Origin of the sequence: Citrobacter sp. Cpo061 (assembly GCF_030332845.1) — a bacterium.
GTDB lineage: Bacteria > Pseudomonadota > Gammaproteobacteria > Enterobacterales > Enterobacteriaceae > Citrobacter > Citrobacter portucalensis.
On sequence record NZ_JAOWHB010000050.1, the window covers coordinates 137948 to 153835 of the forward strand.

Genomic DNA, 15888 nt, shown 5'->3' on the forward strand with positions numbered 1-15888 from the left:
AAAGTCCGCAGTGACTAAGACTTTTTCCTGGTTAGCGGCTGGTTTGTTGCAAATTTGTGGGCAGGTTAACAATTACTCGCGTGCCGTTGTTTGATTCGAGCGTCAGTTCACCGCCAAGGGCGCTCACCCGCTCACGCATCCCCTGGATACCGAAACCGGGAATTTTTTCTGGCAGAATACCAACGCCGTTGTCAGCGACGTCCAGAAACAAGCAATGTTCCCGCTGGCGCAGCGTAATCGACACATCGCTGGCATCGGCATGTTTGCAGACGTTATTGAGTAACTCCTGCAACAGGCGATACAGCGTGAAGCGCACCGTTTCGTTTTCTGGCGTATTTTCTAGCTGATAATCAAAGCGGCAGCGAATACCCCGTTCAGCAAAAGCAAATTCATTCACCAGATGATGTAGTGCATCTTTAAAAGACAGTTCATCGAGCGCGGGGGGGCGCAGCTGGCGCAGCAACTGACGGGTGGAGTGATGAATACGCCGGGCCAGGTCGTTGATTTGATTCGCAGCCTCGAGCGTTTGCTCACGACCCGGTGCACGTTTGACCAGTTGCGACTGAATTTGAATGGCGGTGATGTTCTGACCAATTTCATCGTGCAGTTCCCGCGCCAGGCTTTTGCGCGTGTTTTCTTCGGTGCGGATCAGCTGTTCGGTCAGTGCGCGACGCGCCGCCAGTTCGGTTTCCAGACGTTGGCGATAATGGTGCAGGTTTTGCGCCAGATGCTGCTGGCGGCTGATGGCGATCCCCAGCCCTATACCCAGCAGAGCCTGGGTGGCGAGGAAAATCTCCAGCTCCAGTAAGTTACTGAACCCGACACCGATTTGCCGGGCGATGGTGATCATCATACTGCCGAGCAATCCGGACAACACGCCGCCCTGCCAGCCAAATTTCCACGCCATCACCACGTTCGGTAAGAACACCACGATCAGCAACAGGCGCTCGATCTCCGGCGACAGTACCATCTGAGTACCGATGCCAATAATAAAAAACAGGCTACACCAGATGATAAGCGAAGTGCGCAGCGGGGGATTGGTGGTATCCAGCCCGAGCAGATGATAGCGGTGCTGTTGGCGCAGAAATTCATAGATCAGATAAACAAACGGCGTCAGCAACACGCCGCCGGTAAACGACGCCAGGCCAATCAGCGTTGCCGGGCTCTGGATAAACGGTGAAAGCAGGGCTGTATTGAGCAATGAGGTGAGCGTTACGGCGGCCAGCAGCAGCGTTAAGCGTTGCCAGTAAAGGGGAAAGCGGTGCCAGTATGACTGGCCGATGCTCGCTGGAATCAGGCTAATTAACGGCGCAGCCAGCAGGATATAGCCATTCAGTAATTGCTCGCTGTGCAGCCAGAACAACATCAGCACCGGCGGCAGCACCAGCGCGGGCCAGTAACGGCGAGAAAGCAGGATTAACAGCGCGAGATAGACGCCATGTGGCAGGAACAATGCCGCCTGCTGGCCGTTGTGGGTCAGATAAAACCCCAGCGTCCACAGCATCAGCCAGCCCGATCCCCAGGCCAGCAGAATAAACAGAGAAATAACCCAATGCCGAAGACTACGCGACATTAATGCCCCGTCAATAGTTGGTGGTCGAGGGCAAAATGCACCAGATCGATGGTGCTGTGGCATTGCAGTTTGCCCAGCACGTTCGCCCGATGAACGTGCACCGTCTTGTGGCTGAGGTCGAGCTTGAAGGCGATCTCTTTTACGCTGTCACCTTTAACCAACAGATCAAACACTTCACGCTCGCGCGGGGTCAGAACTTCCAGAACCTGCGCGGGCTGCTCGCCGCCGCGTAGTGCACGCAGCGCATCGGCGCACAGGTAATGGCCGCCCATGCCTACTGAGCGTACAGCCTGCACCAGTTCTTCCGGGCCGCAGCGTTTGGTCAGGTAACCGCTGGCGCCTGCGTCCAGCGCGCTTTGCACAAACGTGGGCGAGTCATAAATGCTGAGAATAATGGCGCGAAAACCGGGCTTCTGCGCCCGCAGTCGTTTTAACAGGCTCAGGCCATTTTCATCCGGCATGGCGATATCCATTACCGCGACGCTGACATCATCATGCAGAAGTGCAGGCCAGGCCTCCGCCGCGCTGCTGTACTGACCGGTAACGTTCAGATCGTCTTCGAGACTGAGTAATTGCGCAAAGCCGGAACGCACCACCACATGGTCATCCACCAGCACAACATGAATCATGATATTGCTCTCTTGCTGACAATGGCCTCTATGATGCCTGCCAGCGCCGCGCTGGCAATCATCGTGGCGCGGATATGTAACGAATGTAACAAAATCGCAATAATTTACAGCGAGTGTAGGCCTGATAAGCGCAGCGCATCAGGCATTGATTGCGGATGGCGGCGCAAGCGCCTTATTCGGCCTACGTTCTGTAATGAGCGAAATAGCTAACTATTGCCGCTTTTTTTCTAAAAACGCTTTGTTCTTAGCCAGAATTTTTAATTCCTTTATCAAAATGTGCCGCAACGAAATACTGCCTCCATAACAAGACAGGGGAGCAGACAATCATGGCTATTTCATCGCGTAACGCACTTCTTGCCGTACTGGCATTCATCGCATTTCAGGCGCAGGCGGTGAACGTCACCGTTGCTTATCAGACCTCCGCCGAACCTGCCAAAGTGGCGCAGGCGGACAACACGTTTGCCAAAGAGAGCGGGGCGACCGTTGACTGGCGCAAATTCGACAGCGGGGCGAGCATCGTTCGTGCGCTGGCATCCGGTGATGTGCAGATCGGTAATCTTGGCTCCAGCCCGCTGGCGGTCGCTGCCAGTCAGCAGGTGCCTATTGAGGTTTTCCTGCTGGCATCAAAGCTTGGCAATTCTGAGGCGCTGGTGGTGAAGAAAAACATCAGTAAACCGGAAGATTTGATTGGCAAACGCATTGCCGTGCCGTTTATTTCCACCACCCATTACAGCCTGCTGGCGGCGTTGAAACATTGGGGGATTAAACCCGGCCAGGTGGAGATTGTGAACCTGCAACCACCGGCGATTATTGCCGCATGGCAGCGCGGAGATATTGATGGTGCGTATGTCTGGGCACCTGCGGTCAACGCGTTGGAAAAAGACGGTAAGGTGTTAACCGACTCCTCGCAGGTTGGCGAGTGGGGGGCACCGACGCTGGACGTGTGGGTGGTGCGCAAAGATTTTGCCGAGAAGCATCCTGAGGTGGTGAAAGCCTTTGCCAAAAGCGCTATCGATGCCCAGCAGCCTTATATCGCTAATCCTGATGAATGGCTGAAGCAGCCGGAGAATATCAGCAAACTGTCACGTTTGAGCGGCGTACCGGAGGCGGATGTACCGGGGCTGGTGAAAGGTAACACTTACCTGACACCGCAACAGCAAACCGCTGAGCTAACCGGCCCGGTGAACAAAGCGATTATCGACACCGCGCAGTTCCTTAAAGAGCAGGGCAAAGTCCCCGCTGTCGCGACAGATTACAGCCAGTACGTTACCGATCGCTTCGTGCAATAAATAAGGAGGCGATGATGCTGCAAATCTCTCATCTTGCCGCCAGCTACGGTGGAAAACCGGCGCTGGAGGATATCAACTTGACGCTCGATAGCGGTGAACTGCTGGTGGTACTCGGGCCTTCCGGTTGCGGGAAAACCACGTTGTTAAATCTGATTGCCGGGTTTGTGCCGTATCAGCATGGCAGCATCACGCTGGCGGGTAACAGGGTTGATGGTCCGGGGGCAGATCGCGGGGTCGTGTTCCAGAACGAAGGACTGCTGCCCTGGCGCAACGTGCAGGACAACGTGGCTTTTGGGCTGCAGCTGGCGGGCGTGGACAAGCCGCAGCGTCAGCGTATTGCTCTGGAGATGTTGCAGAAAGTCGGGCTGGAGGGCGCGGGAAAACGCTTTATCTGGCAACTTTCCGGTGGACAACGTCAGCGCGTCGGCATTGCCCGGGCGCTGGCGGCCAACCCGCAGCTGTTGCTGCTGGATGAACCCTTTGGTGCGCTCGACGCCTTTACCCGCGAGCAGATGCAAACCCTGCTGCTGAAGCTGTGGCATGAGACTGGCAAACAGGTGCTGCTGATTACCCACGATATTGAAGAAGCGGTGTTTATGGCGACAGAACTGGTATTGCTGTCCCCAGGACCAGGCCGGGTACTGGAACGTCTGCCGCTCAATTTCGCCCGTCGCTTTGTGGCCGGAGAGTCGAGCCGCAGCATTAAGTCCGATCCGCAGTTTATCGCCATGCGCGAGTACGTTTTAGGTCGTGTCTTTGAACAACGGGAGGCATTCTCATGAGCGTGGTGATTAATGATAAACCCCGTCGCCAGCGGGTGCTGAACTGGCGCTGGCCGTTCTCGCGGCAGATTACCTTAAGCCTTGGTACGTTGGCCGTCATTCTGGCGGTGTGGTGGACGGTGGCGGCGCTGCAGTTAATCAGTCCGCTGTTTTTACCGCCGCCGGGACAGGTTTTACAAAAGCTGATCGTCATTGCCGGGCCGCAAGGGTTTATGGATGCCACGCTGTGGCAGCATCTGGCGGCGAGTCTGACGCGTATTGTTATCGCGCTGCTGGCGGCAGTGCTGCTGGGCGTTCCGGTTGGGATCGCGATGGGGCTGAGTCCGACGATGCGCGGCATTCTCGATCCGATCATTGAACTGTATCGTCCGGTTCCTCCCCTGGCCTATTTACCGCTGATGGTCATTTGGTTTGGCATCGGTGAAACCTCCAAGATCCTGCTGATCTATCTGGCGATTTTCGCCCCTGTGGCGATGTCGGCGTTGGCGGGGGTGAAAAGTGCGCAGCAGGTGAGAGTGCGCGCCGCGCAGTCGCTGGGGGCCAGCCGTGCGCAGGTGCTGTGGTTTGTTATTTTGCCGGGGGCATTACCGGAGATCCTCACCGGGTTACGCATCGGGCTTGGCGTGGGTTGGTCGACGCTGGTGGCAGCTGAACTGATCGCGGCCACGCGAGGGTTAGGATTTATGGTGCAGTCAGCCGGTGAGTTTCTGGCAACGGATGTGGTGCTGGCAGGGATCGCGGTCATTGCCGTTATCGCATTTATTTTAGAACTGGGTCTGCGCGCGCTTCAGCGTCGCCTGACGCCCTGGCATGGAGAAGTACAATGAGTGAACGTCTGAGCATTACCCCGCTGGGGCCGTACATTGGCGCACAAATCACTGGTGCGGATTTGACGCGTCCGCTGAGCGATAATCAGTTTGAACAGCTTTATCATGCGGTACTGCGCCACCAGGTGGTGTTTCTGCGGCAGCAGGTGATTACGCCACAACAGCAGCGGGCACTGGCGCTGCGTTTCGGCGATCTGCATATTCACCCTGTCTATCCACATGCCGAAGGGGTAGAGGAAATTATCGTGCTGGATACCCATAACGATAATCCGCCGGATAACGACAACTGGCACACCGATGTCACCTTTATCGATACGCCGCCTGCCGGGGCGATCCTGGCAGCAAAAGAGCTGCCATCGGTCGGGGGAGACACTCTATGGACCAGCGGAATTGCCGCTTATGACGCATTGTCTGAGCCGTTTCGTCAGCTGTTGAGTGGCCTGCGGGCAGAGCATGATTTCCGTAAATCGTTCCAGGAGTATAAATACCGCAAGACACCAGAAGAGCATCAGCGCTGGCTGGAGGCGGTCGCTAAACATCCACCGTTGCTACATCCGGTGGTGCGGACCCATCCGGTAAGCGGTAAACAGGCACTGTTTGTGAATGAGGGATTTACTACGCGAATTGTCGATGTGACGGAAAAAGAGAGCGAAGCGTTACTAAGCTTTTTATTCGCCCATATCACCAAACCGGAGTTTCAGGTGCGCTGGCGCTGGCAGCCCAACGATGTGGCGATTTGGGATAATCGCGTCACGCAACATTATGCCAATGCGGATTATCTGCCGCAGCGGCGTATTATGCACCGGGCGACGATCCTCGGGGATCAGCCTTTTTATCGGGCGGGGTGATTGTTGGTGGGGTTTTACTTATCGGGCCTGGAACTGTCGGCCCGATAAGGTGAAGTCGCCATTCGGCAACAAAGTGGTTAGCGCAGGATTTTTTTCTCAGCCAGATCCAGTGCGAAGTAGCTGAAGATCAGATCCGCGCCAGCGCGTTTGATCGAGCCTAAGCTTTCCAGAACCACTTTCTCTTCATCTATTGCACCTGCCATCGCCGCGAATTTGATCATCGCGTATTCACCGCTGACCTGATAAGCGCCAATCGGCAGCTCGGTGCGCTCGCGGATATCACGCAGAATATCGAGATACGCGCCAGCCGGTTTCACCATCAGGCAGTCTGCGCCCTGGGCTTCATCCAGCAGCGATTCGCGAATCGCTTCACGGCGATTCATCGGGTTCATTTGATACGTTTTACGATCGCCTTTCAGCGCCGTGCCTGCGGCTTCACGGAACGGGCCGTAGAAAGAAGAGGCAAACTTGGTGGAGTAGGACATGATCGCAGTATCGGTGAAGCCCGCGGCGTCCAGCGCCTGGCGAATCGCCTGTACCTGGCCGTCCATTGCGGCGGAAGGGGCGATAAAATCTGCGCCCGCTGCGGCGGCAACGACTGCCTGCTTGCCGAGGTTAGCAAGGGTTAAGTCGTTATCAACGCCGTGTTCGCATAATACGCCGCAGTGACCGTGCGAGGTGTATTCACAGAAACAGGTGTCGGACATGACGATCATTTCCGGTACGGTCTGCTTACAGATACGCGACATGCGCGCCACCAGACCGTCTTCTTTCCAGGCATCGCTGCCGGTCTCATCGGTGTGATGAGAAATCCCGAAGGTCATGACCGAGCGGATGCCTGCATTAGCAATACGTTCGATTTCGCGCGCCAGGTGTTTCTCTGGTATGCGCATCACGCCGGGCATGGCGTCGATAGCTTTGTAATCGTCGAGTTCTTCTTCAACAAAGATCGGCAACACCAGGTCATTTAAGCTGAGTGTTGTCTCTTCAAACATAGCGCGCAGCGCAGGGGATTTGCGCAGGCGACGAGGGCGTTGGATTAGGTCTGTCATGGTATGCCTGATGTTTGTGGAATCGAAGGCCGTAGTATACCCGAACCTGAGGGCGAGGGGTTTACGAAAGTTGGCGTTATGCCGAGGTTATGTTGATGTTACCAATGCATGGTATTATGTGTTATCTCTATTTTTGCAATTATGACTATTTTAAATAGTGATTAGTTTTATGGTGAATTTAGTTTAATTTAATTTTTAATTAAGTGACGAGATTTAACAGCATTTATTTGCTGACGTTTGATTTTTAAGCTAATCATAATTTCAATATATTGTTTCGCCAATGGTTTTACATGTAACTGTCTAAAATAAAAATGATTTTTACGTTTATTTGCTGTTTCGAATAATTTGCATATCTATTGTCCGTAATCGGACTTAAACCAAAGAATAATTGAACCTTTCCTTTGTGAAACCGCATAATCTTCCCCGCGAAACATAAAATGTTTTCTTTGCATTGATAATTGATGGATCAACTATATTACGTCCCTGAGGAGGGATGACAAATGCACACTTGGAAAAAGAAACTTGTAGTATCACAATTAGCATTAGCCTGCACTTTGGCAATCACTTCTCAGGCGAATGCTTCTACTGATATCTCTGGAACAACTTACAATACGTTCTCTCACTATAATGATGATACTCATGCTGACAACTGGTATTACGGTGGGTATGTAGGTTGGAACAACTACGACACGGATAGTATTTATAACGGTAATATTTATCCGGTAATCAATAACGCTACGGTAAACGGTGTTATTTCTACTTATTATCTGGATGATGGGCTGTCAACTAACAGCAATAACAACAGCCTGACGATTAAAAATAGTACCATTCACGGTATGGTGACTTCCGAATGCATGAGCGCGGATTGTACTAACCGTACGGGTACCGACTACTACTACGATCGTCTGGCGATGAGCGTCATCAACTCAACTATCGATGACAACTACGAACATTATACCTACAACGGTACGTATAATGACGCAGCTGACACACACGTTGTCGACGTTTATAACCTGGGTACAGCTATCACGCTGGATCAAGAAGTTGATCTGTCTATCTCCGCCAACTCTCATGTCGCTGGCATAACCCTGACTCAGGGTTACGAGTGGGCAGATATTGACGATAATACCGTCAGCACTGGCGTAAACAGCAGTGAAGTATTTAACAACACTATCGCTGTCAGCGATTCCACCCTGACCTCTGGTTCATGGACTGACGAAGGCACCACCGGTTGGTTTGGTAACACCAGCAATGCAAGCGACTACAGCGGCACTGCGAATTTTGTTTCTGTCGATACAGATGGTGATGGATATGCAGATGCCGCTGTTGCAAACAAATGGGACGATGTTGCATTAGCGGTTGTTGCGAATCCAAATGCTGATAATGCTATGCAGACTACTGCTACGTTTGACAACTCAACTTTGATGGGGGATGTCGTCTTCTCCAGCAACTTTGATGAAAACTTCTTCCCGAATGGAGCGGATAGCTATCGTGACACTGATAGTGATGTAGACACCAACGGTTGGGATGGTACTGATAGTCTGAATTTGACCTTAAATAATGGTAGTAAATGGGTTGGTGCTGCACAATCAGTTCATCAAACCGGATCCATTGATTTGGACGGTGATGGTGTTGGTGATATCACTACTTACGGTGTAGGTACTGAAGCCACCGCTACGCTGATCGACATCACCGCTAACAGCCTGTGGCCTTATTCAACCTACGGTATTGATAGCGACACAACTTCTTATGACGAAAATGGTCATGTAGTTGGCAACGCTGTTTACCAGAGCGGTCTGTTCAACGTCACGCTGAACGGCGCTTCACAGTGGGATACCACCAAAACGTCTCTGATCGACACCCTGAGCATCAATAGCGGTTCCGTCGTCAACGTGGGTGATTCTTCCCTGATTTCTGACTCTATCTCTCTGACCGGTGCTTCTGCACTGAACATCAACGAAGATGGTCATGTTGCGACGGATACGCTGTCTATCGACAACAGTATCTTCACGATTGCTGATGATGTTGCTGCTGGCTGGGGTGTCGGTAGTGCTGCGCTGTATGCCAACACCATCAACGTTACCAACAACGGTGTTCTGGATGTGGGCAACAGCACGGGCGATGCACTGCAGGTTGATACGCTGAATCTGACCAGCTACACCGACGCTTACAACCATGTTAATGCGGGTGTTTTCGACATCAACAGCACTAACTATGTACTGAATGCTGACCTGACCAACGATCGTACCAACGATACGACCCAGGCTAACTACGGTTATGGCGTGATCGCGATGAACTCTGATGGTCATCTGACTATCAACGGTAACGGCGATTCCGACACCTCAGGCGATCAGTCTGAAGTTGATAACTACGGTGACCACGTAGCGGCAGCAACCGGTAACTATAAAGTTCGCATCGACAACGCGACTGGCGCAGGTTCTGTTGCGGATTACAAGGGTAACGAGCTGGTCTACGTTAACGACGCGAACAGCACTGCGACCTTCTCTGCAGCTAACAAAGCTGACCTGGGTGCTTACACCTATCAGGCACAGCAGCAGGGTAACACCGTTGTTCTGCAGCAGATGGAACTGACAGACTACGCGAACATGGCGCTGAGCATTCCGTCTGCTAACACCAATATCTGGAACCTGGAACAAGATACCGTTGGTACTCGTCTGACTAACGCGCGTCATGGCCTGGTTGATAACGGTGGCGCATGGGTAAGCTACTTCGGTGGTAGCTTCGATGCAGATAACGGCACCATTAACTACGATCAGGATGTTAACGGCATCATGGTCGGTGTTGATTCCAAAATTGATGGTAACAACGCTAAGTGGATTGTCGGTGCTGCAGCAGGCTTCGCGAAAGGTGATATGAGCGACCGTACCGGTCAGGTGGATCAGGATAGCCAGACTGCCTATATCTACTCTTCTGCTCACTTTGCCAACAACATCTTTGTTGACGGTAACTTAAGCTACTCTCACTTCAACAACGATCTGTCTGCCAACATGAGCAACGGTGAGTATGTTGATGGCAGCACCTCATCTGACGCCTGGGGCTTTGGCTTGAAACTGGGTTATGACCTGAAGCTGGGTGATGCAGGTTACGTAACGCCATACGGCAGCGTATCCGGTCTGTTCCAGTCTGGTGATGACTATAAGCTGAGCAACGACATGAAAGTTGATAGCCAGTCTTATGACAGCATGCGTTATGAACTCGGTGTCGATGCAGGTTATACCTTCGCTTATAGCGACGACCAGGCGCTGACCCCGTACTTCAAACTGGCCTACGTTTACGACGACTCTAACAACGATTCTGACGTAAACGGCGACTCTATCGACAACGGTGTAGAAGGTTCTGCGGTACGTGTTGGACTGGGTACTCAGTTCAGCTTTACCAAAAACTTCAGCGCATACACCGATGCTAACTACCTCGGTGGTGGCGATGTTGATCAAGACTGGTCTGCAAATGTTGGTGTTAAATATACCTGGTAAGACATCTCTTGTTGTTAAAGAAAAGATAATCTAACTCAGAAAAATGCCCGTCACGGATTTGACGGGCATTTATTGCAAGGGATGCCCAAATGTTGTCTGCAAATAAACCGCTTGTGGAATTTGGTAAGCTTGATAAATGTTTGTCAAAATATGGCAAACACTTTGAGTGTGATAACGATAAAGAAATAATTTATTCCAGTGATATAAACAGTGACGATACCTTTATCATTTTAAATGGTGTAATTTCCCTGAGGCGAGGGGAGAATGTGCTGGTCGGTATTGCGCAGGCACCGTTTATTATGGGGCTTTCAGATGGTGTGATAAAAACAGATATACAATACAGATTAATCACGGAAAGCGATTGTACGGGATACCATCTACCCGCCTCGCAAACAATTAATATAATTGAAGAGTGCCAGCTTTGGCGTGAAGCTTTTTGTTGGTTGGCATGGCAAAACTCCATGCTTGAATTACGCGATCTGCAGTTGATCGGCAACAACTCCTACGATCAGATCCGCGCGACATTGATCTCTATGACGAAATGGGATGAAGCCCTTCGTTCACGCATCGGCGTTATGAACTATATTCATCAACGCACACGAATTTCACGCTCGGTTGTCGCTGAGGTTCTCGCAGCATTGCGTAAAGGCGGTTACATTGAAATGAATAAAGGCAAACTGGTGTGCATTAACCGTTTGCCTTTTGAGTATTGAATCAGGATGCAGGAATGACCTGTGGCTTGTACCCGCTCAATTCTGCAACCAGTTCGTTGATACCGTCGCTCATATTGGTAAAACGGGTTAGCGGAGAGCGCGTCACTACGACAAATGCCCCAACGTTTTGCTGTGGGATCATCGCCATATAGGTAATGAAGCCACCGCCGCCACCGGTTTTTTGAATAATTCCCGGTCTGCCATTCTTCGGCGCCATGTAGACCCAGCCCAAACCAAGCGCATCGGCTCTGCCTGGAACGTCCATTCCCACCACTTTAGTTAACTGCGTACGCTGGTAAATCAGCGTCTGCATCCGGTCGGCCTGCTGGCTACGATGATAAAAGTCAGAAGAAAGATACTGCTGCATCCAGCGCATCATATCGCCAGGCGTTGAATAGACGCCGCCGCTGCCCATCGCTGCCAGCGTATTGTTACAAGGACTGGCACCTTTTTCCGCGACCATCAGGCGTCGGCACTGATCGGGAGATGGCGTAAAGGTGGTGTCTTTCATCCCCAGCGGACGGGTGATTTTTTCTTCAAACAGCTGCGGATAAGGCTTACCTGACGCGGTACCCAGCGCATCGGCCAGCAGATCAAACGCCAGGTTGGAATAAGAAGCCTGCGATCCTGGTGCGGCTTTAAGCGTAGCCGTTGAGAGATAGCTCCAGCGCTGCTCGCGGGTTGGCCAGACAAACACCGGGCGCTTGGCCGCGCCGCCTGGCTGTTCGCGCGGCAGTGCGCTGGTATGTGTCGCCAGATTCACCAGCGTAATTGGTGTTCCTTGATAAGTGGGTACGCGTGCGCCAGGAGGTGCATATTTACTCAATGGATCGTTGAGTTTGACCGTGCCCTGATCGAGTAATTTCACCAGCATTTCGCTGGTCATTAATTTGGTAATTGAGGCAATGCGGATTACGGAATCCAGTTGCGGGTGAACATTATTGCCGGGGCGTGTTTCACCAAAACTGCGAAATACACGCTGATTACCATCAATCACCACGAGCGCCATCCCCGTAGCACCACTGCCGTAAAATATATGGTCGGCATAACGATCAACGATATCAGAGGCGAAGACCGGATCGGTTATAGGCTGTGCCGCCTGGACAGATGTCAATGACGCCGCACACAGCGCGGCAGAAAAAAGCAGACTACGTTTCAACGGTGGTGTCCATGAGTTAGAGAAAGTGAAAAAGGATGTCGTGCGTATGCGTATTTATACTACTCATCGGCGTATTGCAAAGCGCTTATCAACCAATGATAGTGGGAAAAACGTAACGATGAGTAAACACAGGAGTTTCCTGGATTGCGGATGTTCGCTTTTGTGATCTCACGCTGTGATAATCTGCACATACTGGAACGTTGTCGAGTGTGAAAACCACAGAAACAATTCTTCATAACCGAGGTGCGAACTAAGTGCCTCGTTTTTGGTCACAATTGTCGGTTTCAGCTTGTGTTTTTGGGCGTAAGCCGTCTGGCCTCCGCACTCTACGGTGGCAAATGCACAGCAGTCGTCATAACGATAAGAAGTTAGCAGGAGAGCACTATGTTTAAGTCTTTTTTCCCAAAGCCGGGGCCGTTCTTTATTTCGGCATTTATTTGGGCACTGGTCGCCGTTGTATTCTGGCAAGCAGGTGGGGGAGCCTGGGTTGCACATATTACCGGCGCGTCGGGAGACGTACCTATTAGCGCAGCGCGTTTTTGGTCGTTGGATTACCTGATTTTTTATGCGTACTACATTCTTTGTGTCGGGGTGTTCGCGCTGTTCTGGTTTCTCTACAGTCCACACCGCTGGCAGTACTGGTCTATTCTGGGCACATCGCTGATTATTTTTGTGACCTGGTTTCTGGTTGAAGTCGGCGTCGCCGTCAACGCCTGGTATGCGCCATTTTATGACCTGATTCAAACTGCGCTCAGCGCACCACACAAGGTGAAGATTGAGCAGTTCTATCATGAAGTGGGCATTTTTCTCGGTATTGCGCTGATAGCCGTAGTCATTGGCGTGATGAACAACTTCTTCGTCAGCCACTATGTGTTCCGCTGGCGTACCGCGATGAACGAACACTATATGGCGCACTGGCAGCATTTGCGTCACATCGAAGGCGCAGCACAGCGTGTACAGGAAGACACCATGCGTTTTGCTTCTACGCTGGAAGATATGGGCGTCAGCTTTATCAACGCGATTATGACGCTGATTGCCTTCCTGCCTGTACTGGTTACGCTCTCTGCCCATGTTCCTGACCTGCCGATTGTTGGACATGTGCCTTATGGCCTGGTGATTGCCGCGATTGTCTGGTCGCTGATGGGAACCGGTTTACTGGCCGTGGTCGGGATAAAACTTCCCGGGCTGGAGTTTAAAAACCAGCGCGTGGAAGCGGCCTATCGTAAAGAATTGGTCTATGGCGAAGATGATGGCAACCGTGCGACGCCACCGACGGTGCGTGAACTGTTCCATGCGGTACGGCAAAACTACTTCCGTCTCTATTTTCACTATATGTACTTCAATATTGCCCGTATTCTTTACCTGCAGGTTGATAACGTTTTCGGCTTGTTCCTGCTGTTTCCGTCGATTGTTGCCGGTACGATTACGCTCGGCCTGATGACGCAAATCACTAACGTGTTTGGCCAGGTGCGCGGCTCGTTCCAGTATCTGATTAACTCCTGGACAACGTTAGTAGAACTGATGTCTATTTATAAGCGTCTGCGCAGCTTTGAACGCGAGCTTGATGGTCAGGATATTCAGGAAGTTACCCATACGCTGAGTTAATAATAAGGAGATGTTATGTCGACGGTTTCCCGTCTTTACCCCTTGTCTGGTCTGGCAGCACTGGTGCTGGTGGGATGTAGTAGCCAACCTGCGCAGCCGCTAAAAAAGGGGGAGAAAGCCGTCGATGTGGCGAGCGTGGTGCGCCAGAAAATGCCCGCCAGCGTGAAAGACCGGGACGCGTGGGCGCAGGATTTGGCAAAGACCTTTGAAAGCCAGAAGCTGGCACCGACGGTTGAAAACATCTGTTCGGTGCTGGCGGTAGCGCAGCAGGAGTCAAACTTCCAGGCCGATCCGGCTGTTCCTGGTTTAAGCAAAATCGCCTGGAAAGAGATTGATCGCCGCGCAGAACGCATGCATATCCCGCTGTTTGTCGTTCATACCGCGCTAAAGATTAACTCGCCAACGGGGAAAAGCTACAGCGAGCGTCTGGATACGGTGAAGACGGAAAAACAGCTTAGTGCCATCTTTGATGATTTCATCAACATGGTACCGATGGGGCAGACATTGTTCGGATCGCTTAATCCGGTACATACCGGTGGTCCAATGCAGGTCAGTATCGCGTTTGCTGAGCAGCACACCAGCGGGTATCCGTGGAAAATGGCGGGGACGGTACGTCAGGAAGTGTTTAGCCGCCGTGGTGGGTTGTGGTTCGGTACGTATCATCTGCTCAACTACCCGGCGAATTACAGTAAGCCAATCTTCCGTTTCGCCGATTTTAATGCCGGATGGTATGCGAGCCGTAATGCAGCTTTCCAGAATGCGGTCAGTAAAGCCAGCGGAGTGAAGCTGGCGATGGACGGGGATTTGATTCTCTATGGCAGCAGTGAGCCGGGCAAAACGGAGCTGGCGGTACGTAAACTGGCCGGGAAGCTAGGGATGAGCGAGAGTGAGATCCGCCAGCAGCTGCAAAAAGGTGACAGCCTGGCCTTTGAAAAAACCGCATTGTACGAAAAGGTTTATAAGCTGGCGGAAGCGAAGACCGGGAAAACGTTACCCCGTGAAATGCTGCCGGGCATTCAACTGGAAAGCCCGAAGATCACGCGTAATCTGACTACTGCGTGGTTTGCTAAACGGGTGGATGACCGTCGGGCGAAGTGTATGAATCAGTCATCTTTATGATGACGGTGACGCCAGCGCATGACCGCCGCTATGACGCCAAGAATCAGGCTTCCGGCCAGGAAGGGGATCAGTCCAAAGAGGGTACCGACGCCTAAACCGATTTCAACCCGCGGGCGTCCTGTCTCCTGCATTTGTAGCTGCATCAGTTCTTCATAGATGCCGGGCGCGTGGGCCAACAGATTTAAAATCTGTGCACCTGCCCAGAAGCAAAACAGCACGAATACGGCATACGCAATGTTGCCGGGCAGGGAGGAGGGATCCCGATGCTTGCCCTTAAACAGGGATTTTGAGAGCGTAAAATCAGCCATAAAGACCTCCGGAAATAACCTGCTTTTTTTGACGTAATGCCTGGAACTGAGAGTGAGTCTGACAGGTGATCGGCAATGTCAATATCAGAATGATGGTAATTTCAGGTAGAGATTATTCCTGGATTTCGGTTTTTTGTTGGCGGTCACAATTATGTAACCTTAAGTTAAATTGAGTTACATTTAAGAAATTCCGCACAGGCCACAGACGCCCTCGGGGAAATGTGCGAGGATGCCTTACTGTGTTGTATTTCCACCGGAGCTGTTATGAACCTGCCTGTAAAAATCCGCCGAGACTGGCACTACTATGCCTTCGCTATTGGGCTTATCTTTATTCTGAATGGCGTGGTGGGGTTATTAGGTTTTGAAGCGCAGGGATGGCAAACCTATGCGGTGGGGCTGGTGACCTGGGTGATTAGCTTTTGGCTGGCCGGATTAATCATCCGCCGCCGCGTTGAAGATGATGAAGCAAAGGATGCCCAATAGCTCTATC

At 51.9% G+C, this 15888-nt stretch carries 14 protein-coding genes; 9 read left to right on the plus strand and 5 right to left on the minus strand.

All coding sequences use genetic code 11. The features are described 5' to 3' along the window. Window positions 1-31: 31 nt before the first annotated feature. Both OGX97_RS15580 and OGX97_RS15585 read right to left on the minus strand, forming a co-directional pair. Window positions 32-1573, minus strand: a complete 1542-nt coding sequence (locus OGX97_RS15580) for an MASE1 domain-containing sensor histidine kinase (protein ID WP_071444589.1) — start codon at window positions 1571-1573, stop codon at window positions 32-34. Then, window positions 1573-2202, minus strand: a complete 630-nt coding sequence (locus OGX97_RS15585) for a response regulator transcription factor (protein ID WP_008783889.1) — start codon at window positions 2200-2202, stop codon at window positions 1573-1575. Before OGX97_RS15585 ends, OGX97_RS15580 begins: the two co-directional genes overlap by 1 nt. Window positions 2203-2528: 326 nt before the next feature. On the opposite strand from OGX97_RS15585, the gene tauA reads away from it, so the two are divergent. From tauA to tauD, 4 genes are read left to right on the plus strand one after another with little or no spacing between them, the layout of a single operon-like run. Next, on the plus strand, window positions 2529-3491 hold the full coding sequence (tauA, locus tag OGX97_RS15590; RefSeq protein ID WP_111466005.1) for a taurine ABC transporter substrate-binding protein: 963 nt from the start codon (window positions 2529-2531) through the stop codon (window positions 3489-3491). 14 nt (window positions 3492-3505) lie between these two features. Next, window positions 3506-4273 (plus strand): taurine ABC transporter ATP-binding subunit, encoded by a 768-nt coding sequence (tauB, locus tag OGX97_RS15595; RefSeq protein WP_048235995.1) that lies wholly within the window; start codon window positions 3506-3508, stop codon window positions 4271-4273. Then, on the plus strand, window positions 4270-5100 hold the full coding sequence (tauC, locus tag OGX97_RS15600; RefSeq protein WP_008783892.1) for a taurine ABC transporter permease TauC: 831 nt from the start codon (window positions 4270-4272) through the stop codon (window positions 5098-5100). The genes tauB and tauC overlap by 4 nt, the downstream gene beginning before the upstream one ends. Next, a complete protein-coding gene (gene tauD, locus OGX97_RS15605) occupies window positions 5097-5948 on the plus strand; it encodes a taurine dioxygenase (protein WP_208744630.1) in 852 nt (283 codons plus the stop codon). Before tauC ends, tauD begins: the two co-directional genes overlap by 4 nt. 77 nt (window positions 5949-6025) lie before the next feature. Here the strand turns inward: tauD and hemB are convergent, their stop codons facing one another. Beyond that, complete coding sequence (gene hemB, locus OGX97_RS15610) at window positions 6026-7000, minus strand: porphobilinogen synthase (RefSeq protein WP_003830941.1); 975 nt, start codon at window positions 6998-7000, stop codon at window positions 6026-6028. Window positions 7001-7500: 500 nt separating this feature from the next. Here hemB and ehaB point away from each other — a divergent pair, with 500 nt between their 5' ends. After that, the gene (gene ehaB, locus OGX97_RS15615; protein ID WP_279850379.1) at window positions 7501-10494 is read left to right on the plus strand and encodes an autotransporter adhesin EhaB; all 2994 of its coding nucleotides are present in this window, start codon (window positions 7501-7503) and stop codon (window positions 10492-10494) included. A gap of 89 nt (window positions 10495-10583) precedes the next feature. Continuing rightward, window positions 10584-11207, plus strand: a complete 624-nt coding sequence (gene iprA / locus OGX97_RS15620; protein WP_003830944.1) for a hydrogen peroxide resistance inhibitor IprA — start codon at window positions 10584-10586, stop codon at window positions 11205-11207. A 1-nt stretch (window position 11208) separates the two neighbouring features. Here the strand turns inward: iprA and ampH are convergent, their stop codons facing one another. Then, window positions 11209-12366: a D-alanyl-D-alanine-carboxypeptidase/endopeptidase AmpH gene (gene ampH, locus OGX97_RS15625; protein WP_003830945.1), complete on the minus strand. Its 1158-nt coding sequence runs from the start codon at window positions 12364-12366 to the stop codon at window positions 11209-11211. A 384-nt stretch (window positions 12367-12750) separates the two neighbouring features. Between ampH and sbmA the strand changes: the two genes are divergently transcribed. Further along, window positions 12751-13971, plus strand: coding sequence for a peptide antibiotic transporter SbmA (sbmA, locus tag OGX97_RS15630; protein WP_003021430.1), 1221 nt, complete (start codon window positions 12751-12753; stop codon window positions 13969-13971). A 15-nt stretch (window positions 13972-13986) separates the two neighbouring features. Further along, entirely contained in the window at window positions 13987-15090 is a 1104-nt protein-coding gene (locus tag OGX97_RS15635) for a DUF1615 domain-containing protein (protein ID WP_279850380.1), read from the plus strand. Here OGX97_RS15635 and OGX97_RS15640 read toward each other — a convergent pair. Continuing rightward, window positions 15075-15398: a DUF2755 family protein gene (locus tag OGX97_RS15640; protein ID WP_032942507.1), complete on the minus strand. Its 324-nt coding sequence runs from the start codon at window positions 15396-15398 to the stop codon at window positions 15075-15077. The genes OGX97_RS15635 and OGX97_RS15640 overlap by 16 nt on opposite strands. Window positions 15399-15662: 264 nt before the next feature. On the opposite strand from OGX97_RS15640, the gene OGX97_RS15645 reads away from it, so the two are divergent. Then, the gene (locus OGX97_RS15645; RefSeq protein WP_003830949.1) at window positions 15663-15881 is read left to right on the plus strand and encodes a DUF2754 domain-containing protein; all 219 of its coding nucleotides are present in this window, start codon (window positions 15663-15665) and stop codon (window positions 15879-15881) included. Window positions 15882-15888 lie beyond the last annotated feature (7 nt).